We start from the raw sequence: 21335 nt of genomic DNA, 5'->3' as shown, positions 1-21335 counted from the left end.
TCCATGGCCGGGGGCAGAGCCTCTGTTACCGCTCCGCCCACAGCACATTCATATAATGGTTATTGCTGTTGTGCGGCAAGCCATGCATCCAGCTGCTTCTGCTTGCTGTCAATAATAGCCTCGGCACCTGCATCCTTCAGCGCACTGATGAATTTCGGGATAATGGTCTCCGGGTCCACCGATCCGCTGACCAGCGCCGGCAGGAACTGGCTGACCACGTTATTCACAGCGCTTATCTGCGTCTTCACTTGACCCTGGTCGAAGATGAAGCCGAAATACGGCGATCTTGCGGTATCCTTATTCTCCTTCAGCTTCAGTTCCACATCCGACCAGTCGATTCCCTCCAGCTGATACTGGAGCGATTCGGAGCCTACGATCCCTGAGCTAAGCATGGCTGTATAAGGCACCGTATTGGCGTCCATGCCTTCCGGGAATTTCACATGATGCTCATCTACCTTGAGGTAATCCTCCCCTTCGATTCCGAAGAGAATGGTGTTAATCAGCTCTTTGTCGGTGTAGAGCAGGTTCAGGAACTTCACGGCGGCCTCCGTCTCTTTCGAGGTGCTGGAGACCATCCAGGTTACCGAGTTCACGGCGCTTGTATCGAAGTAAAATGGGGCGATGCGCTTCGTCTCAATATTTTTGCCGACCTGCGCACTCAGCTGCTTGCCAACCTCCATGCCGCTGTATCCGCCCAGGAAGGAGAAGCCGCGCCCGGAGGATACCATCTCCATCGCTGTAATTGTCGTAGTTGCGGTATCCTTCTGCAGATACCCGGCCTCGAACCAGTCTCTCATCATCTGTATCCCGTTCTTGAAGACATCCGATTCGTAGAAGTTAACGACCTTGCCGTTGTCACCGATCACGACACCGACTCCGGTCGTATCGGTCAGATAATCCACCTTGCTTGCACCCTTCATCCAGTTCACAAGTCCCGTATCCGTTGGATTTACGTTAATCGGGCCAAACGGAACCACATCCGGCAGCTTCTGCTTCACCGCACCGAACACGGCAGGCAGATCCTCTACCGATTGGATGGAGTCTGCTGCTACGCCCGCCTCTGCGAGCATATCCGCGTTGTAGATGATATTGGTCGGCAGCGCCATCCCTTTATTTACAGGAATGCCGTAGATATGTCCGTCCATCGTGGTGGTTTTGAGAATATCCGGCCCGAAATCCTTATCCAGAATGGCTGTCAGCTCTTTGCCGTGTTCGGGAAGCAGCTCTTCGAGCGGAGCCACCTGGCTCTTGGATACATAGTTGGAGAATTGTCCGAGAGTGGTGAAGACATCCATCTTCTCCCCGCTCTGGAGCGCGAGATTGACCTTCTGGGCGTAATCTGCCGGGCCGAAGAGGCGGAAGTCCACCTTCACCCCAATCTTCTCCGTTGTGATGGCGTTGATCGCATTCGTCACCTTGCTGAGATCATCGGGAATCCGGTTGAAGGAGGGCAGTGCGAATACAATCTCAGCCACCTTGGCCTTCGCTTCCGTATCCGCGGAATTCTTGGACGATGTATTGGAATTGCCGCCGCAGGCGGAGAGCAGCGAACCGCAGATTACCATGGACAGCAGCAGTGAACCTAACCCCTTTTTCTTCATTATCATCATGCCTCCTGTTCTATATTTACACTCTCATTGTACCGGCCCTGGAGGGGGGCGGGCTTTCAATAATACGGGCAGTTTTTATAAAAAACCGCACTGGGCGGGGGGCGAGGATTCTCGGCTCTGCATTGCTAATTAGTTCTCTGGGGGACGGCGGCAGAACGCCCGGCCTTGGCAAACAAACAAGTGGAAAAACGTATTCTAATTTCTCCATTTCTTCTAAAGTTACCCCAACAAGTGGAAAAACAGCATCTAATTTCAGCATTTTCTCTGCTTTGCCGGAATTATGTCTAATTAAGTGTTGTTATCCAACTATTCCTCCGTCAGCGTTCATATGTTCGGCAACAGGTGTATAAAATCCAACTAAATTCTGCGCAGGAGCAACCTTCTCCTAGTTCCCTTAACATAGTTTCCAGCACCTCCAGTCAGTCAACCAGCAGGATGCTGCGCACCTTAGGCACGATACCTGCCTGCTCAGCAAGAAGCCCCGCCTCCGGTAGGAGAAGCGGAGCTTCTTAATGGTCATCATCATGGAGCAGATTTGTGCCTCAAGCGGTAGGCTGCCGGGGTTTCGCCTGTCCATTTTTTGAATACGGTGGAGAAATAGGAGAGGGTATCGAAGCCCGTATCCATGGCAATCTCCCCGATGCTCGCTGTGCTCTCGACCAGCCTCAGCTTCGCCGCTCTGATCCGGCAGTCGTTCAGGTACTCCTTCACAGTCTGGCCGGTCCCGTTCTTGAATACCTTGGCCAGATAATCTGCGGTCAGGTATACGCTGGCTGCAACATCCTCCCGGCTCAGATCCTGGGTATAGTGCTCCTGAATGAACCGCTTGGCCCGCTCAACCACCCCTTCGGCCTGCAGCACCTCCTTGATGGAATCGAGCGTCTTGTCCGTCAGCGCCTGCGCCCATTTCATGAAGTCGAACACGCTGCTCTCGGCATCCTGGGCCAATTGCTGGCTGAGCTCGCCCTCGAAGAGGCGGTGTGCCTGAATGTGGTGCCGCGCAAGCAGCGAATAGACCACCTGAAGCAGGTCCTCGCGGATCGAATGGAGCGTGGCCGCATCCAGCTTATTCAGACTCGTCAGCAGCTCCAGTTCTTTCTTGAGCCGGTTCACAATCTGTGCCTTCTCCTTCTGGACGAACAGCAGGGTGAACAGCTCCGTATCCAGGGTGAAGCGCTCGGTCAGATCCACATGGAAGGGCTTATCCGGCACATGCAGCTTGCCCCGGAAAATAATATTCGACTCATCCGCCTGCTCCAGCTCCGTCTTAAGCTGCGCCAGGCGGGAGATCGCCGCAGGCTCACTGAAGTAACAGGTAGCCGTACATTTCAGATACTGCCTGGACAGCCGGATGATCTCTCCGGCGCTTGCCTCCAGCTCCTTCATATCCGCCGGATTCTCCACAATGATCGCATTGTAGAATACTTTATCGACCTGATAGGCAATCATCCGTCCGCTGCCCACCCGGTTGCTGAGAATTTCAGAGACCAGATTCGAGAGGGCGTAATGGAAGATGCTCTCATCCCATTCCCGTTCAATCTGGGAGCGGGGAACGCTTACCAGCAGCAGCCTGTACTCCGCATGCACCAGGATGGACAGCTCCCGCTTCTGCACCTCACTCTGGATCAGCTGGGGCCGGGGAGAGATCGTTGCCGTCAGCACATCGCTCCAGAAGCTGCGTTCTATCAGATCCTGGTTCTTCAGCCACGCATGGCCCAGCTTGCTGTATTCGCCTAACATGATTTTGTTCTTCAACGTATCCATCGACTTGCGCAGCGCCGCTTCCAGTTCCTGCTTGTCCAGCGGCTTGACCAGATACGAGTCGGCGTCATACGAGATCGCCTTGGAGGCGAAGGTGAAGCTCTCATGACAGGTCAGGAAGATGAATCCGCCTTCATAATGACGGTCTCTGGCCCACTTGATCATATCTATGCCCGACCCGCGCGGCATTTCAATATCGCAAATCATCAGATCCGGCTCGCCGTTCTCGAATAGTTGCTTCGCATCCTGTATATTATGAGCGGCTAACACTTCCGTAATTCCGAATTCCTCCCAATTCACAATGCCGCGCAGCGCTTCAATTGTAGGAATATCATCGTCAATCAGCATACAACGCATATTATCCTCCCTCTAAGCCGGACTGGCTCCATTCCGTTGGCTTCACAGGAATCCACAGCTCAACCCTCGCACCTGCAGACTCAATATTCGACAGCTTTAGCAGATCCTCCCGTTTGTAGAGCAGTCTGAGGGTCTTACGGATATTGGCAATGCCCACTCTGCCTCCATCCTCTCCTGCCTCTTCGCGCTCCGGCTGATCCAGCCACTCAGAAGCGAAACCTGCCCCGTTATCTTCTATTACAATGCTGACCAATGAACTATCGTCACGCCGCTCCATCCGCACCCTAATGAAGATGGACAACAGCTCCTGAACGAACATAGCATGCTTGAACGTATTTTCCACAAAGGTCTGAATCATGAACTGCGGAATCGGCACCTGCCGCGCTTCCTCCTGCATCTCGATCATGAAAAAAATCTGCTCAGGATAACGGATCTCCTGCATCCGGATATAATTCTCAGTATGCCGGATCTCCTCCTCCATCGTCACTTCCATCAGCCCCCCTCTGAACATATACCGGAGATGCTCGGAGAGGCAGTGGATCAGCCGGCGGATCTCCTCGTTTTTATTCTGATAGGTTAGGCTGGTGATCGTTGAGATCGCATTCAGGAAAAAATGGGGCCGGATCTGCATCTGCAGATACTTGATCTCGGCGCGGCTGATCTCGATCTGTTCTTCATAGGACTGGATCTTCAGATCCTTGATCTCACTGACCATGGACTCCAGCGCATGGAACAGCTTCAGGAATTCCAGCGAGTAGGGGGTATTCTGCGGAATTTGGTATTCCAGCTGCCCCTGCTCGACCGCCTTCGCCGCCTTCACCAGCTCCAGAATCGGCCTCAGTACATCCCTCGTCAGGAATCTCAGCACCAGTGGCACCACGATGACCGAGAGAACCGCCAGCAGGGCGATCCCCCACTGGATCAGCTTCAGGCCCGAGAACAGACTGCCCTTGGCAACCATTTGAGTCATCTGCCCGAACTCGCCGATCGGTTCAGATACAATCAGGTAATCCCGCTTATACTGCCTGCTTAAGCTCTCAAGCGTCGCCCCGCCCTCCTGCAGTGAGATATTACTCGCTGCCAGTATAGTTCCTTTCGAATCACTCAGCACATACCGGTTCTGATCATTCCCTCCCCTGTCGACCATGGCCAGCAGCGTGTCTGCTTTCACCAGCGTTCCGAAGCTGACTCCTGAATACGAAATATATTTGAACAAGTAGGACTCGCCGCGGATCTGGAAGACCTTCCATTCCCCGCTGTGTTCTGCCGGAGCCGTACTGAATTTATGCATATTAATAAAATCCACCAGAGCCAGCTTATCCTCCGATTGAATCCGGCGGTTGAACTGCTCCAGCACCAGCTCATCCGAGAGCCTGATGAACATGCCGTCGCTCGAATTATCACCTGCTATTTTTGCCTGCAGGCTATTCTTGAGCTGCTGGACCCTGAAATACCGGCTGTTCTCATCCATTCCCGCCGAATTCACGGCGGCATCCACGTTATGGTCGAACACCTCAATGAGGTCCTTGGAGAAATTGTTGAAATTATTATGAATGTTGGCCTGATAGAGGGCCAGTGTATTACGCGAGCTAGTCAGTGCATTGCTTCGCACAACCTCCAGGGAGTAGATGTTACTCAGAACAAGGATAGACAGCAGGATCGCAAGAATCACTGTCATTTGCAACGCAAATTTGAACACGATACTGTTGGTTCGGATCATCCCCGCCTCTTCCTTTCCCCGGAATTCAGCACGCCCCTGAGCCGATACCTTCTTAGGCCAGACCCAGGGGCGTATAAGTATGCAATTTGCGGTTGATTACGTGAAAATTATTCGCATTGGGACAGCCGTGACTCGCCAATTTTCCCAATTAATAATCAAATCACAGGAGCAGCCGCCCAATCCAGCGCAGCTTCGATATGCTTATCCCAGTACACCCAGTTATGGTCGCCAGGGCCTTCTTCATAGTAATGGGCGGCCTGCTCGCCTTCCAGGAACTGATGGAACCGGCGGTTCACATCCAGCAGCATGTCCTCGGTTCCGCACGCCATGTACAGCTCCGGCAGGGCTAGTCCCTGCGCCTTCACATCACGCACCAGCTGCTCGGGGTCCTTGTCGCTGCCGAGCAGCTTACTCAGATCGCCGAAGACGCTGGCATAGTAGGAATAACTGGCAATTCCGTCTTTATAGTCTGGGGCAATATTGGCTACTCTATACGGAATTAAGGCCGAGGACAAGGCGATGATCCGGCCGAAGCGCTCCGCGTATTTCAGGCCGTTGCGGATCGCACCGTAGCCGCCCATCGATAAGCCGCCGATCCAGGTATCCTCTCTGGCTGCTGATAGCGGGAACAGCTTGCGGGTGAACTCTACCAGCTCCCTGCCGATATACTCACCGTAGTATTCTTCCCTAAGCTCATCATTGACATAGAAGCGGTTCTCCCCGGCCGGCATGAATACGGCCACCTGATGCCTGTCTGCCAGCTCCCTGATTCTGGAGAAGTTCAGCCAGTCGTTCTGGCTGCCGGAGAAGCCGTGCAGCAGATAGAGCGATTTCAAGGGCTGCCCCGACCAGGCAGGCAAACCCCAGCCCTCCGGCAGATCCACCGGCAATATGGCCTGGATCGTGACCTCCCGCTTCAGACTTGCCGAGAACAGGCTAATTTGCATTGTAGCCATCATCATTCCCCCTTAACGAATTAGAATCAGACCCAGTATACCGCTTCTTGTCCCTGCTGATCTATATATTCGATAACAGTCTTATAATTCTGCAGGTTAATATGCAGCCGGCAATATGCTGTTCCTTGCTCCCACATCAGCCTGATTTCACCCGCCTCTGCCTCAAGTACCCGGAAGGTTCCATTGAAGGCGCTATACTCATTGCGGAAGCGTATCAGCCTCATCAGACGCTGCACAACCTCGCGCTGTGATTCGGCTTCAATCTCTTCCAGCGTATAGTTATGGCGGTTGATCTCCCGCCCTTCGCCTGTCAGGGCGACCTGCTCCAGATCATTGCGTCCAGCCAGCAATCCTACATAATAGACCTGAGGAATACCCGGTGCGAAGAATTGAATCGCTCTGGCTGCCAGATAAGCATCGTCATCTTCATTCAGCGCACTGTAATACGTGCAGCGGATCTGATGGACATCGAAGCCATCCGGCGCCTTATGCTCCTCGGACAGAATCAGGCTCAGGTTCGCTCCGCGCTCCACGCAGAGATCCACCAGCTCCCGCGCTTCCTTCGTATCGATCAGCTCATCCAGATCGGGCTTCACCGGAACACCATCATGACAGTCCAGCATCGTGAACTGCTTATGAGTGCGGGTCCGCAGATAGTCGTACAGTGCCGTATTGGATCTGCACGTAAGCGCCTCAAGCACGCGGTAAGGCAGAATGAAATCATAGATCCAGCAGCCGTATTCCGATAGCTTGGTCTGGATACTGTGATGTGCATGCACCTCCGGCAGCAGCTCGATATCCAGCGAATCGGCCATCTCCTTAATCCAGCCCAGGAATTCATAGATCTCCGGCTCCACATAGAAACAACTGGTGCCCAGCTTCTTGATCACGTATCCGACCGCATCCAGCCTGACGATCTTGACATTCTGCTCTTTGAAATTCAGGAAGAACTGCCGCAGCAGGTCGCGGGTAAGCGGAGAATGGATATCCAGATCAATCTGCTCGGAAGGGTCGGTTTTACCAAAAGTGGTCCAGACCTTCTCTTCCCCCCCTCCGGAGGTTGTGAAGGTAGAATACGGCAGCGGCCGCCGCAGGAACATCTTCCCGACATCCGCACGTACAGGCTCGCCATTCTCCCAGATCTTGTCCAGGGTGATGAACAGATCCGCATATTCAGAAGCCCGGCCGTGCTCCAGGAAGTCCTGGAAATACGGCGATTGCCTGGAGATATGATTGACCATCAGATCCACCAGCACATCGAATTCTTCCCCAAGGCTGCGGATGTCCTCCCAGGTGCCGAATTCCGGCTCGATCTCCAGATAAGTCAGCGGGGCAAAGCCGCGGTCCCCCGAAGAAGGAAAGGGCGGAAGGATGTGAATCCCCCCGGCAAAGAGCCCTGCGAAGGGACCGCGCAGCACCTGATGCAGTTGCTTCAGGTCTCCCCCCAGTGAATCGGGATAAGTAATTAACTGTACTTGATTCTTCAGTGTCATCTTAAGAAGCCTCCTACAGGTTGAATTGTTGCTTAATGACCGCAAGCGCAGGCAGATCGACTACCGCACCCGTGAATTTCAGTTTGTACGCACTGACAGCAAATCCAAGCTCCAGCGCCTCTGTGAGCGTATAGCCTTTGATAATAGCTGTATAGAACCCGGACCAGAAGGCATCGCCTGCTCCCGTCGTATCTTCAATCTGTGTAGCCTTGGTGGCAAAAGACATCGTTTCGCTGCCGGTGGAGACGAGTGCCCCGTCCTTGCCCAGCGTCAGAATGACCAGCTTCGCGCCAAGCGCAAGGAATCTGGCGATCTGCTCCTCCGGCGTGCCGGGTCCGAACAAGCGCTCAGCGTCATCCTCGGAAGGCTTGATGATATCGACCTTCGGGATGATGCTTTTGACATAGGCTACCCCGTCCTCCCCCTTCTGCCAAATTGAGGGATGATAGTTGGGATCGAAGCCGATCAGCACCTTATGCTTCCTCGCCGTCTCGATCACCCGCTCTACCGTCCTACGGGATGGGGTTCTGGAGATCGGCCAGCACGAGAAGTGGACAATGCTGGAATGAATCAAGGTCTGCTCCAGCGCCTCATTGTACTCCAGCCGGTAATCCGCCGCGCGGTAAAAGATCGGAACCGGCGTAGCCTGACTCTTCGTAATCACCACCATGCTGGTAGAATCATCGACCTGCTGGATGCCGCTTGTCGCCATTCCGGCGCTCTGCAGCCGGTTCATCAGAAAGTTGCCCAGGCTATCCCTGCCCACCGCCGAAGCCACATGCGACCGGATGCCCAGCTTTCCTGCATTAATGGCAATATTCGAAGGCGATCCGCCAAAATACCGGGTATACCCATCACATACCGTGTCCTCGCCATACTCATTAGAGATCATATCCACGAGCAGCTCGCCCACTGTTAACACATCGTTCGCCTGATTTTCAAACCGTATTATCTCTCCGAGTCTAAACACCCGCACTCCCCCTTGGCACTCCAATATCCTTGCGTCCTATTCATTCTATGGTTTCTGTGTACGCAATACTTTCAAAAACCCGTCCTCTTTTTATAATTTAAGAGTTCAAGGCTCTTGCCAGCGCATGGATATAGCCTTCTCTGGCTCTGCGGCTGATCTCGGCTGCAGGGACAACGTGCTCGAAGCCATGATAGCCCCCCGGGTAGAGGTGAAACTCCACTTCTACACCGGCCTGTGCCAGCCGGGCCACGTAGTCAATCGTCTCATCCCGGAACGGGTCGAGCTGTCCGACGCAGGTATAGGCGGGCGGAAGCCCCGCCAGTTGATCCGCACGGCCGGGTGCCGCATACGGGGAGATGTCTGTGCCCCCGGCAGGACCGCCCAGGTACATCTCCCATGCCACCAGATTGTTCGCCCGGTTCCACACCGCAGGGTGCGTCACCTCATAGCTGGAAGGTGTAGTGTTGCGGTCATCCAGCATCGGATACAGCGGAAGCTGGAAGCAGAGGGCAGGACCGCCCTTGTCTCTCGCCATCAGGGCCAGGGCCGCTGCCAGACCGCCGCCTGCACTCGCTCCTCCAACGGCAATCCGGGACAAATCGATGCTCAGCCCATTGTTGATATCGGCCAGCCACACAAGCGCTGCATAAGAGTCCTCAATGGCTGCCGGGTAAGGATGCTCCGGGGCAAGGCGGTAATCGGGCGACACGACCACACAGTTGGCTGCGAGGACGAAGCTCTCGCATAACGCATCGTCACCGCTCGGCTGGCCCAGAATATAGCCGCCGCCATGGGTCCAGAGCAGGGCAGGCAGCTTATGTTCACTTCGCTGAGCCGGTTCATAAATTCTGATCCGAACCGGCCCGGAACCGGCAATCAGAACCCGTTCCGTAATGCGGACGCAGTCCGACGGTTCCGTAGGCAACGGAACCATATTCCGGGCTGCGGCCAGATCCTCCGGCAAATGCAGCGGCGGCAGGCCAGCGATCCCTTCCCGTAATTCAGGGGCTACGCGGTGAATGAAATCCATCTATTGTTCCTCCATATCGTTCGTATGTGAATGAATCCTGTGAACGTTCATCAAGTGGTTCCCTTCTCCATTAACCGGACGGGAAGAATGGTCTCCAGCGGGACCGGCTCGCCGGCAATCTGCTGAAGCAGATATTGAACGGCCAGCTCGCCCATTTTCTTAATCGGTTGTACGATGGTAGTCAGATCCTCCGCATCCAGGGCGGCAATTCCGTCATAGCCTACGACCTTGACTTGACCGGGCACAGCTCTGCCCAGCCTTCTGCACTGCTTCAGCACTTGTAGCGCCAGCATATCGCTGCTCGCGAATACACCGTCCAGCTCAGGGCGTTCCTCAAAAAGACTGCTGACCAGCTTCTCGTAATCCTTATACTTGAATCCGTTCAGATCGGTTTGCCGGACAGTGTACTCCACATCTTGCCTTCTGACCTGCTCCAGGAAGCCGTCATGCCTTTGCTTGGCCAGCAGACCCAGGCGCAGATTTCCGCTGAGATAGGCGATGCTCCGGCATTTTTTGCGCAGCAGCAGCCGGGTGGCCAGCACTCCCCCCTGATAGTTATCCGAGGCAATGAACGGGATCGACTTAGAGATCTGGCGGTCCAGCGACACCAGCGGCAGGCTGATCGACTTGTAATCGTTCACGCTCATCGTATGGCTGCCCATAATAATGCCGTCAACCCGGCTGGCCCGCAGCAGATCGATGTACTCTTTCTCTTTTTTCTTGTGATGCAGGGAATTGCACAGCATAAGCTTATAGCCTTGTTCATAGGCATAGGCCTCAATATGCTTGGTTACCTCTCCGAAGAACGGATGGGAGATATCCGGCAGAATCAGGCCGATAATATTGGACTTCTTGCGCAGCAAGGAACGTGCCACCTCACTCGGATGGTAATTCAGCTCCTCCATGGCATCGTTCACCTTTTGTTTCAGACTCTCACTGAGGTATCCCCGGTTATTAAGCACACGGGAGACGGTAGTGACGGAGACGCCGACCTTCTCGGCAACATCTTTGATGGTTACAGCCATCCGTACCTCCTGACCCGGGTTAGCCATCTTCCTCTGTTCAGCGGAACAGGGCAAGGTTCTATGTTAACCGGTTGATATAATAGGGCAGCAGCAGCTGTGGGTGATTGTATTTCCTGCAACAGAAAACGCATAGCTGACCGTAAAATGATATTCTATTGTATTTCATACAGTAGAATATCGTGTTTTGGGAGAATTTCGGCCTTTTTTCAACATTCAATTGTACGGAATACAATAGATCCTATTTCGAAGCCTTTTTTACAGCAATCCATTGTACAAAATGCAGTTACTATCGTTCCAGCGCCTACATCATCCGAATGACTGCTGCGCTAATATTCACATATTAACTCTGATACTGTATAAGGGCAGCGTCAGGTTTAAATGCTGGATTGGATCAGTAAGACGAACCCACCTACTATTTGTGTTCGGTTTTTCGCATACATTGGGTCCGCATACTCTCGCAACAGCAATTGTGTTCGGTTTTTCGCATACATTTGTCTCATCATGCCCGTTCCACTATTTTCAATCTGATACTCTACTAAAGCAGACGCTGGCAGGGCAGCTGCCAGTCCGGGGTATCAGGTCGTGCCGCGCTCCACAGCCGTTACCGGGAACGTATTCACCATCGTCACCGCCTGGCCCTCGATCTGCTGGGCCGCCAGCTCCATAATGGCTTCGCTCATCTCCTGAATCGGCTGCCGGACCGTGCTTAGACGCGGTGAGATCATGGAGGCGAGCTGCACATCATCATAGCCCACAATGCGCATCGCTGAAGGAATCTCTTTGTCCAGCAGGTTGCACGCATGAATCGCCTCGGCGGCAATCACATCACTGCTGGCGAACACGCCGTCGATCTCAGGATGCTCCTGGAGGTAGGCGGCAATGGCAGTGTCCCCTCCGGTATAGCTCCCCTCTTCAACCTCCAGCTGCAAGTACAGCGGCGTAAGCCCGGCACGCTTCATCTCTTCTTCGTACCCCTGCCTTCTCAGGCCGGCCAGCATGAAGTGATGCTGGGGACCGTCGATCCCCCGCTGGATATAGACCGTGTGCCGGCAGCCCTTGCCGGTTAATAACCGGGCAGCCAGCCGGCCGCCCTCCAGATTATCCGAGGTGACCACGGGGATATCCTCCGAGATTACACGGTCGAAGGAGACGATCGGCAGACCGAGATGAAGGTAATGCTGCACATCCAGCACGGCACTGCCCATAATGATGGCGTCGACCTGATTTTTTTTGAGCATCTCGATATAATCTACTTCCTTGGAGACGTTGCGGTTGGAATTGCAGAGCAGCAGCTTGTAGCCCTTAAGGTCTGCATAATATTCGAGATAGGCGGTCAGCTCGGCAAAAAAAGGATGGGAAATCGCCGGTATGATTAGCCCGATCATATTGGATTTTTTGCGGAACAGCGCCCGGGCCATTTCATTCGGCTGATAGTTCATTTCCTTCATCACCCGGTAGACCTTCTCCTTCGTCTTGTCACTGATATACCCTCTATTGTTAAGGACTCTGGACACTGTATTCACAGAAAGTCCTGCCTGCTTCGCAACATCCTTCAGATTCGCCATAGGAACCACCTTGCTTTTTAGTTCCAATTATAGAGGAATTCGGGTTAGATTTCAGCTATAGCGTCAACTTCCCCTTATTTCAGCGCCCCTTCCGTGATTCCCTTGATGATCTGTTTTTGCAGGAAGAGGTAGATGATCAGCACGGGAATGATCGTCATAATCAGCCCGGCCATCAGCGGCGCATAGTCCACAGAATAGGAGGAGAAGAAGGTATACGTGGACAGCGGCAGGGTCTTCTGATCCGGCGACAGCATCACCAGACTCGGCAGGAGATAGTCATTCCAGATCCAGAGCACATCGAGCACCAGCAGGGTGACGAACACCGGCTTCAGCAAGGGCAGCACTATACTGAAAAACGTCCGCAGCGTGGTGCTCCCTTCGATAAACGCCGATTCTTCCAGCTCATAAGGAATCCCTTTGATAAAGCCGTGGAACGTGAACACGCCAAACGGCACCCCGAAGCCGAGATACATGAACAGCAGCGTCAGCTTGGTATTCAGCAGCCCCATATTCCCGTACAGCATGACCATTGGAATCATCAGCACCTGGAAGGGCAGAGCCATGGAGGCCAGCATGAGGAAAAAGAAGATGGAATTCACCTTCCATTTGTAGCGGACGAACAAGTAGCCGGTCATCGCCGAGAAAATAATAATGATCGTGACGGAAATCCCCGTAATGATCAGCGAGTTCATGAACCCCTGCATAAAATCCATATTGTCAAAGGCGCTGGCATAGTTCTTGAAATTAATCGTTGTCGGCAGTGACAGCGGGCTCTCGAAGAATTGCTGGGTGGTCTTGAAGGAGTTCATAATAATCAGCAGGAACGGTGTTAAAAAGGCAAACAGCAGCAGGTACAGGAATCCTGTCCGCAGGCCCGGGAGGATGCGCCTGTTAGCATTCATTAAGATTCCACCTCCAGCTTCTTCAGCAGATAAGATTGCGTCAAGGCGATAATCGCTACGACAGCGAACAGAACAACTGCCTCTGCCTGGCCGACACCGTATTGATTGGACAGGAAGGCTTTTTGAACGATATGGTAGGTGGCCAGCTCTGTTGAATTGAACGGTCCGCCCTTGGTTAAGGCCAGGTTGATGTCGTACGTCAAGAAGGACCGGGACAGGGAGATGAAAATACAGATGACGATCGCAGGAACCGTCAGCGGCAGGATGATTCTGCGAATTACCGAAGTCCGTCCCGCCCCGTCGATGCTTGCCGCTTCCAGCACATCATTCGGAACGCCTGTGAAGCCCGCGATATAAATGATCATCAGATACCCGACCAGCTGCCAGGCGGTCGCAATGATCAGCGCCCAGAATGCCGTCCCCGTATTCGTCAGCCATGAGGTCTGAAACAGCTCCCAGCCGTATTTAGCGCCAAGGTAAGGCAGCACTTGTGAGAAAAGCGTCTGCCACAGGTATCCGAGTACGATCCCCCCGACCAGATTGGGCGTGAAAAAGCCTGTGCGCAGCCATTGCTCGCCTCTCCCGCCTCTCGTCAGGGCTAGCGCAATGAAGAACGCGAACACATTGGCAATCACCACGGTGAAGAAGACATATTTCAGGGTGAACCACAGCTGCTGAAGGAACACCTTATCCCGGAATACCTCCAGATAATTCGTGAAGCCGATCAGGCTGCTGTCGCCTGTACGGACATCCCAGTTCGTGAAGGTCAAATATAAACCGACGATGAACGGTATGATCACAACGGCGGCAAAAGCGAAGATAGAGGGACCTCCGAAGACCAGAAACGTCCCCGCATTCTTCAGTGATAGCTTTTTGTTCATAGTGCTGCCCCCTTTCCTCTTAACAGGCTGAACTGGAGAATATCCCGGTTCAGCCTGTTCTTTTAGCACAAACGAAGAGATTCTCTATTTCCCTGCATACGATTTCCAGTAATCCTGAACCTCCTGCGCAAGCCCCTGGCGGTCGATATTGCCTACCAGATACTTCTGCATCGCAGCTCCGGTCTTGGCCCAGTAATCCTGCGGCAGGTAATTGATCACACCGATGTTGATAATCTTCCCTTGCTTCACGTATTCACTGACGGCATTGGACATAACGTTCGTGCTCTTCGCCTTAAGATCCTTGTACGGCATGGACAGCCCCATATCAGTAATAATGGCCTTCTGCCCGTCCTCGCTGCTGACCATCCATTCGATGAATGCTTTGGCGGCTTCCTGCTGCTCCGGCGTAGACTTCGAATCATCAATGGCGAACAGCTTAGGCTCGCTGTAGGCGACTTGCGCGTTGCCGAAATCCTCCGGATTATTGCTAATAGGCAGCGGCAGGATACCGAAGTCAGTATCGCGGCCTTCCAGCGTTCCGATGACCGCCCAGCTCCAGTCCCCCATGAAGTAGAAGGCCGCAGCTCCCTTAGCGAAATCCGCGCTGTCGCGGTTATAATCGGCAACGAGCGGGTCGCTCTTGCGTGCGTTGTATTTTTTCAGCAGATCGAAGGTATCCATCAGTCCAGTGAACTGCGGATTCTCCGTCAGCTTTACCTGCCCGTTCTTCAGCTCCTCCACGAACTTCCGGTTGTCCTCTACCTTCTGCGATTGCAGGGAATAAGTCAGTCCCAGATAGTGGGCGCCGAGCGACCAGTCTGCTCCGTGAAGCATGACCGGTGCTTTGCCGGCCGCTTCAATCTTCTTGAAGACCGCTTCCAGATCATCACGGGTCTTCACCGATGCTGGATCAAAGGCACCGCCGATACCCTCTTCTACCGCGCGCTTGTTGTACAGCAGACCATAGCCTTGGGCAGTCCAGGGAATACCCAGGAATTGTCCGTCCAGCAACGCGCCATCGATGGCTCCCGGATTGGTGAGGGCTTCATACTTGGCCTTCTCCGGCTCTAAATCCAGAAAATCATCCTTATATTGAAGTATGGTGCCTGCATCCAGATTCACGATTGTCGCCGGATTGCCGGAGGCAAGCAGGGATTGGAACTTCTCAAGCTGCGCGCCGCCGATCGGCGTAGGAATCAGTTCAATCGTCACCTGCGGATTCTGCTCATGATACTTCTTGAACAGCTCCTCGAATACTGTATTGACTTCTGCAGAGGTATTGAAGAAGGTAAGCTTAACGTCCTTGGAAGCTTGCTGTGTTTGTGTTCCCCCATTCCCCTTGTCTTCCTTGACGGCGCTGTTCGTTGAATTCCCCTTGGAGCAGCCTGCGAGTAATCCGGTGACCACCGTCAGAGCGATAGCGAAGCTTGCAGCTTTTCTCAATTTCAAATGAATTCCCCCCGTACTTATGATTATTTTGAATGCGCATACATTTCGGATGCAACTTTATGATAACCGGTTAACATATTCATGTCAATCGGTTATCATATTTAAATTTTAGCTAATGAAAAGGGGTGAATGCGGCGGTGTGGTCGGTTTTCCGACTACATTTGGACCACGCGCCGTTCCCAGTCGAATTGTAATCGGTTTTTCGATTACATTAAGTCCAAGCACCACGCCCAGGACAATTGTAATCGCTTTTTCGATTACATTCGGACCACGCGCCGCTCCCGGTCCATTTGTAATCGGTTTTTCGATTACATTTGCCCCCCAGCCCTCGCAGCCGCACATTGTAATCGGTTTTTCGCATACATCCGCCCCCCCAGCGCTCGCCGCTGCCTATTGTGTTTGGTTCTAGCAGGCCAGCAGCAAAAAAGGCTTCAGCTTGAATGAGCCGAAACCTTTGATATCAGGGGATAAGGCATAATCATTTAGGGAGAAGCTGTGCGGAGAAATTGTAATACCAAAGATATCTCCTCGGCGTTCGCTAGACTGTTGGTTAGTCTATAATGAATACTCATGCTCCCACCCTTATCATTGCTCTCCCACGATTCTGTCACTAGCTTAACCTCCGGCTTGACGGGAAAAGTCTTGTCATCGACGGCATGGATAGAATCAAGCACCTTCTCTTTTTCTTCCTCAGAAGGGCTATAGTGTCCCAGGAAGGCCTCCACAATTCTCCCTGCTTGTTGGTATCCAATCTCGGATCTCGGCAATCGTGTCACCAATTCATAACCTTCAATCAATTGATTATTGTCGAGTCGTATTCGTTGTCCGTACTTTTGATCCTCTGCCGTGAGTTCTTCATTCAGAGTAAGCGTGTTATTCTTATCTTCGTAATCGACCAAGTCCAGAGCGGCAATCCCTTCATCCTTTGTCATGGCAAACACAGTACGATACTCCTCCACATGGTGAAACAGAGAATCGTAGGGATTGTCTTTTTGACAAGCACTCATAAGAAGCATGAACAAACCTATGAAGACCGCCATTAGGTATTTTCTATTCATCTTTAGTCACCTTCTCCAACAAAAGCATGTTTTTATTTCAGTATATTATTCAATACATAATATTATTATCTCTTAAATTAAATTATGTACTTCAAAGTGATGATTTGTACCATTAATATTCACATCGTAAGCGATCCCGCATATCCAAGCAAGTCCTCCACCTGCTTTGAAAATCCTATTGCTACTTAAAGGGTTGCTACCTGTGTACTTAGTCCCCATAATAGGCGAGCTAACATTTGTAGTTATTTCATGTCTCACAGGGAATCCTCCCCCTTCAGGAGCAGTAGTATATCCTGGATAAGTCAATAAGTCTCCTTGTGTAACCCAAGTTGCTTTAAAATTATTCATATTATAACCACTGTTAGCATAAGCAGTAACATCCAGTTTCAATGGACGAATATTCTCAATCGTTCCATATAATGAATCATAATGAGCAGTTAACCAAATTTTTGATGTCAATCCATATCCGACAGTCCCAGGTGTGCCTGAATCTTTATCAATATCCACCAAATTTAGTGATTTACCATTTACAGAGAGAGGTAGTACTGTGCTAATAGATACTTCCTCATCACCATAATTGTTCCAAACAAGCACAGCCTCTCCCTGCCGCTCACTCTCCCCCCTAAATGTTTCTATATTTTGAGTTGCCGGGACAAATTGAATAACGCTTTTATCAGTTACAATTGTTCCTTGCTCTTGTAGCCAAAGAATCAATTGTTCAGATACTTCATCCCTATTAAAAGTTTCAGTTTCTGCAGAAGATATTTTAGTAATCGCCAATTTGAAATCGTTTACATCATTGAATTTTCCATTTGCAAATGTTCCTTGAGGCATGAGTGCAATTAACCAAATTAGAATAAACGCACTCATAATCACTTTCTTTTTCATAGTCAACTCTCCTTATTATACTTGTAAATGTAATTAGAGAATTTCAAGATATCATCGGTAGGCATGCCACAAAAGCCTATTTTGGATATCCTGCAATGAATTGCCCCACTGCACCTCCATATTATTTTATTCTCTATAATCCTAATTACCCATTCCGTATTCCAAAATATCACTTTTAATTTTTAATATTTACATTTTTAGAAGAAATTAGACTCCAAGTCAATATATCTTCGTTTTACTCTCTTCCTATTAATTTAGCTAATAAGTGATTGCTAGAGCGTGAGCCCCTTCTGCTCACGGCTCTATAGAATAGCATACCTCACAGCTTCCCCCGGTAATCCTGCGGCGTCATGCCGAACTGCTCCTTGAACACTTTGATGAAATATTGGCTGTTGGCGTAGCCGAGCTGCTCAGAGATCTCATAGATCTTCAGCTCGGAGTTGCGGAGGCTTGCTACGGCCTGCTCCATCTTCCTATTCAGGATATACTCGCTTATACTGATCCCGCTGACCTGCTTGAACAGTCTGGAGACATATGCCGGATGAAGCGAGACCGCGTCCGCAACGAATTGCTGGCTGGCCTCTGCCAGATTAGACGCGATACAGCTCTGCATCTCCTTGACGATGCCCATCCGGTTATTCTGTGTATCCCGTTCGAGCTTGCCCTGCAGGGTATCCACCAGCGCCTCACCCCAGCTGACCAGTTGGGACACGGAACGGAAGAGGGTCTTATCCAGCAGCTCCCGCCCGACCAGATCGGAGAGCAGGCTATGATTCTTATGGGCAATATAGTGAAAGGAGCCGAGAATCATAGTACGGATCTCCTCAATATATTCTTCGTTATACGACGGCAGGTTGTTGCTGAATTCTCTCAGCTGCTGCAGCCGTTCCTTATACCCCTGCCACTGGCCGGTCTCCAGCAGATGCATCAGTGTCGGAGAAGCATATAAGTCCTTGAGCGGCTGGACCGGCGAGCTCTTCTGCTTGTCCGTCAAGGAGATGAAATAGCCCTGGTCATTGCCCACTTGCTGTCTTAACGCCGACTGGGAATCCTCATACATGGCGCGGATATCCAGCGGGAATTCCCCCGGGTAGGACAGAATAACCGAGATTCCGCCATTCAGATATTCATTCACACTGCTGTGCAGCTGATGGGTATTATGGGTTAGCTGCTTGAGAATCTTGTCCGGGTCAACCGCCCCCGCTTCACTGCTCTTCACAATAAACACCAGGTTCTCGTAAGCATCCCGGCCATGCCACAGCTCGAAGCCCGGGCCCAGCAGCTCGCAGGCAATGTTCGTCACCGCGTATTCAAAGAGCAATTGGCTGTCCGGCCCGAAGTTCGTGAAATGCTCCTCCAGACGGATCAGAATCAGGAAGACCCGGTCGTTCAGCTGAAAATCAATCTGATATCCGCTAAGCTTGTCCTTCAGCCGTTCCTGCGGATAGGATTTGCCCTGAATCAGCTCGGCCAGCAGCTTATCCTTCAGCGCCGGGAGATGCTCCCGGAAGGCCAGCATCGCCTGCTCATAAGATGCCGTCCGGTCGATTTCCTTCTTAATCGTCTTAATCGTGCTCTCCAGAGCAGCACGAAGCTTCTGGTGATCCAGCGGCTTAACAAGATACTCTGCCACCCCATACTGAAGGGCTTCCCTGGCATATTCGAACTCGGCGTAGCCGGTTAGCAGAATACACTTGATTCTCCGGTGGGTCTTCCGCACCTGCTTCACCAGCTCCAGCCCGCTCATCCCGGGCATGGCGATATCCGTAATGACTATATCAACCGGGTATTGCCCGATCATCTGCAACGCCTGAGCGCCGGAGTAGGCTTTGTATACTTTTTCAATCCCGAAGTCCTGCCATGGAAAAGCAAGCTCCAGATCATCTACGACATATTGTTCATCATCTACCAGCAGAATTTGCAGAATGAGCTTCTCCCTCCTTTTCAATCCGAATCCGGTAACAGGTGCCTTCGGACAGCACGGAGTCTACGGATAACCCGGAGTCTTTGCCAAAATACAATCGCAGCCGCTGATTCACATTCCTTAGCCCCGTTCCGAGCTGTTCATTGCTAATAATATTATCCTCGATATGGCGGCGGACCGCACCGAGCCGTTCCTCCGTCATGCCGATTCCGTTATCCTTCACGGTAATCAGAAGATACGAATCATCTTCCTCGGCGGCAACCGAGATGATGCCGGGCCTCAGGCCCGGTTCAATGCCATGCTTAATGCAGTTCTCCACAAGCGGCTGCAGAATCATCCTTGGCAGACGGTATCTGCCCGCCTCCGCCGTAACGCTGAACTCGAAGGTGATCTCTTTTTTGCGCAGATGGACCATATGCAAGTAATGCTCGACGAAATCCAGTTCATCCTGAAGCGTCGAATCAAGCTGTTCAATCTTATGAATGTACCGGCAGTAGGAGGCCAGATGCAGCGTCATCGTGGTAACCGCATGATAATCCTCAATGCTTGCTTTGCTCTGAATGAAATTCAGGCAGTTATAGAGAAAATGCGGATTAATCTGCGCCTGATACTGCTTCAGCTTCGCTTCCTTCACTTCAAGCTCGCCCAGCAGGACCTGCTCGATCAGTGTCTGTGTATTCTCCGCCATCCGGTTAAAGGAATTGCCGAGCACCTTGAACTCATTGACCTGCAGATCGACGGCACGGCTGGAAAAGTCGCCCCGGTCGAACCGGTCAATCGCCTTCCGCAGCATGATAACAGGCTTCTGAACCTGCTTGCGGAGCAGCAGCGTGTAGAACATAATACCAACCAGCACTACCAGTACCGCATAGAGGAACAGCCGGTTATTGCGGTTAATCGGCTCGATATACTGGCGCTTGGGATAGGCGTCTATGAAATACAAATCCAGCATGTCCGACTTCATATAGTTAATCAGGTACTCTGTACGGTTCTCTGTAGCGGAGATGGTTCCCCTGTTCCCGCTAATCCCAGGACTGATCGACTCTAACAGCTCCTGCGGAAACGCCGCCCCCGGCTGAATAAAGACCCGCTCAGAGGCATCGTATAGCAGCGGCATACCGGAGACATACTGCTCCATCATTTTCACCAGATTATCCAGAGAAATCCTGACTTCAATTAACAGCGAGCTGATATGACTGCGCATGATGTTGGAGTAATATCCCTTGCCTTCCTTATCCATGTGCAGCACCCAGCGGTTCCGCGCCTGCTCCGGGGGGCTGAAGGTGCTGAAGGAGAAGGAGGAATCTGAGGATACCGTCTCTTTCTCATCCTCATAGTACAGAATCACTGTATTCTTCCAGGAGGTGGAGGCCGTGTTCAGGGCCAGCTTATCGATGATGGTCAGCTTCATCTCATATTTGGAATATTGATCCCCGAACTTCAGAATATAAGGATATCCACGCACAGACTGGTCCTGTGACAAAGTAATGGTATTTGTCAGCACCTGTTCAAATTGCGTGGATAGCTGGGAGGTCATGAATTCAACCTCGTACATTTTATTTTTTCTCAGCTCATTCTGAATGTCCTTCACGTTCAGCCGGTAGATGAGCCAAAACGCACCTACAATGATCAGCAGCATCAGCATCAGGACAAACGACAGCCACTGAAAGATCGACAGACGATATTTCACATTGCCCTCCTCCAAATGAAAGGACGGCCTGGGGGCCGCCCTTATTCTTTATATCT

16 protein-coding genes are annotated in these 21335 nt (G+C 51.9%); all 16 read right to left on the bottom strand.

From position 1 onward, the window contains the following. Positions 1-59: 59 nt before the first annotated feature. Complete coding sequence (locus tag MKX42_RS10570; protein ID WP_340752455.1) at positions 60-1601, bottom strand: ABC transporter substrate-binding protein; 1542 nt, start codon at positions 1599-1601, stop codon at positions 60-62. Between the two features lie 531 nt (positions 1602-2132). Next, positions 2133-3719 (bottom strand): helix-turn-helix domain-containing protein, encoded by a 1587-nt coding sequence (locus MKX42_RS10565; RefSeq protein WP_340752454.1) that lies wholly within the window; start codon positions 3717-3719, stop codon positions 2133-2135. A gap of 10 nt (positions 3720-3729) precedes the next feature. Continuing rightward, entirely contained in the window at positions 3730-5448 is a 1719-nt protein-coding gene (locus MKX42_RS10560; protein WP_340752453.1) for a sensor histidine kinase, read from the bottom strand. A gap of 155 nt (positions 5449-5603) precedes the next feature. After that, the gene (locus MKX42_RS10555) at positions 5604-6404 is read right to left on the bottom strand and encodes an alpha/beta hydrolase (RefSeq protein WP_340752452.1); all 801 of its coding nucleotides are present in this window, start codon (positions 6402-6404) and stop codon (positions 5604-5606) included. 26 nt (positions 6405-6430) lie between these two features. Further along, positions 6431-7897, bottom strand: a complete 1467-nt coding sequence (gene gtfA, locus MKX42_RS10550; RefSeq protein WP_340752451.1) for a sucrose phosphorylase — start codon at positions 7895-7897, stop codon at positions 6431-6433. Positions 7898-7910: 13 nt separating this feature from the next. After that, positions 7911-8867 (bottom strand): carbohydrate kinase family protein, encoded by a 957-nt coding sequence (locus tag MKX42_RS10545; protein ID WP_340752449.1) that lies wholly within the window; start codon positions 8865-8867, stop codon positions 7911-7913. 97 nt (positions 8868-8964) lie between these two features. After that, positions 8965-9897 (bottom strand): alpha/beta hydrolase, encoded by a 933-nt coding sequence (locus tag MKX42_RS10540; protein WP_340752448.1) that lies wholly within the window; start codon positions 9895-9897, stop codon positions 8965-8967. A gap of 50 nt (positions 9898-9947) precedes the next feature. Next, on the bottom strand, positions 9948-10922 hold the full coding sequence (locus tag MKX42_RS10535) for a LacI family DNA-binding transcriptional regulator (protein WP_340752447.1): 975 nt from the start codon (positions 10920-10922) through the stop codon (positions 9948-9950). A gap of 575 nt (positions 10923-11497) precedes the next feature. Beyond that, positions 11498-12487: a LacI family DNA-binding transcriptional regulator gene (locus MKX42_RS10530; protein ID WP_340752446.1), complete on the bottom strand. Its 990-nt coding sequence runs from the start codon at positions 12485-12487 to the stop codon at positions 11498-11500. A 74-nt stretch (positions 12488-12561) separates the two neighbouring features. Next, complete coding sequence (locus tag MKX42_RS10525) at positions 12562-13389, bottom strand: carbohydrate ABC transporter permease (protein WP_340752445.1); 828 nt, start codon at positions 13387-13389, stop codon at positions 12562-12564. Beyond that, positions 13389-14270 carry a carbohydrate ABC transporter permease gene (locus tag MKX42_RS10520; RefSeq protein ID WP_036699404.1) on the bottom strand — a complete coding sequence of 294 codons (882 nt, stop codon included), beginning with the start codon at positions 14268-14270 and terminating at the stop codon, positions 13389-13391. The genes MKX42_RS10525 and MKX42_RS10520 overlap by 1 nt, the downstream gene beginning before the upstream one ends. A gap of 84 nt (positions 14271-14354) precedes the next feature. Next, complete coding sequence (locus MKX42_RS10515; RefSeq protein ID WP_340752444.1) at positions 14355-15719, bottom strand: ABC transporter substrate-binding protein; 1365 nt, start codon at positions 15717-15719, stop codon at positions 14355-14357. A 482-nt stretch (positions 15720-16201) separates the two neighbouring features. Beyond that, the gene (locus MKX42_RS10510) at positions 16202-16777 is read right to left on the bottom strand and encodes a hypothetical protein (protein WP_340752443.1); all 576 of its coding nucleotides are present in this window, start codon (positions 16775-16777) and stop codon (positions 16202-16204) included. Positions 16778-16849: 72 nt separating this feature from the next. Next, the gene (locus MKX42_RS10505; protein ID WP_340752442.1) at positions 16850-17665 is read right to left on the bottom strand and encodes a hypothetical protein; all 816 of its coding nucleotides are present in this window, start codon (positions 17663-17665) and stop codon (positions 16850-16852) included. 319 nt (positions 17666-17984) lie between these two features. Next, on the bottom strand, positions 17985-19613 hold the full coding sequence (locus MKX42_RS10500) for a response regulator (protein WP_340752441.1): 1629 nt from the start codon (positions 19611-19613) through the stop codon (positions 17985-17987). Beyond that, on the bottom strand, positions 19567-21279 hold the full coding sequence (locus tag MKX42_RS10495) for a sensor histidine kinase (protein ID WP_340752440.1): 1713 nt from the start codon (positions 21277-21279) through the stop codon (positions 19567-19569). Before MKX42_RS10495 ends, MKX42_RS10500 begins: the two co-directional genes overlap by 47 nt. Between the last annotated feature and the right edge of the window lie 56 nt (positions 21280-21335).

Source organism: Paenibacillus sp. FSL R7-0204 (assembly GCF_038002225.1).
Classification (GTDB): domain Bacteria; phylum Bacillota; class Bacilli; order Paenibacillales; family Paenibacillaceae; genus Paenibacillus_AQ.
This window is presented reverse-complemented; position numbering and strand designations above follow the sequence as displayed.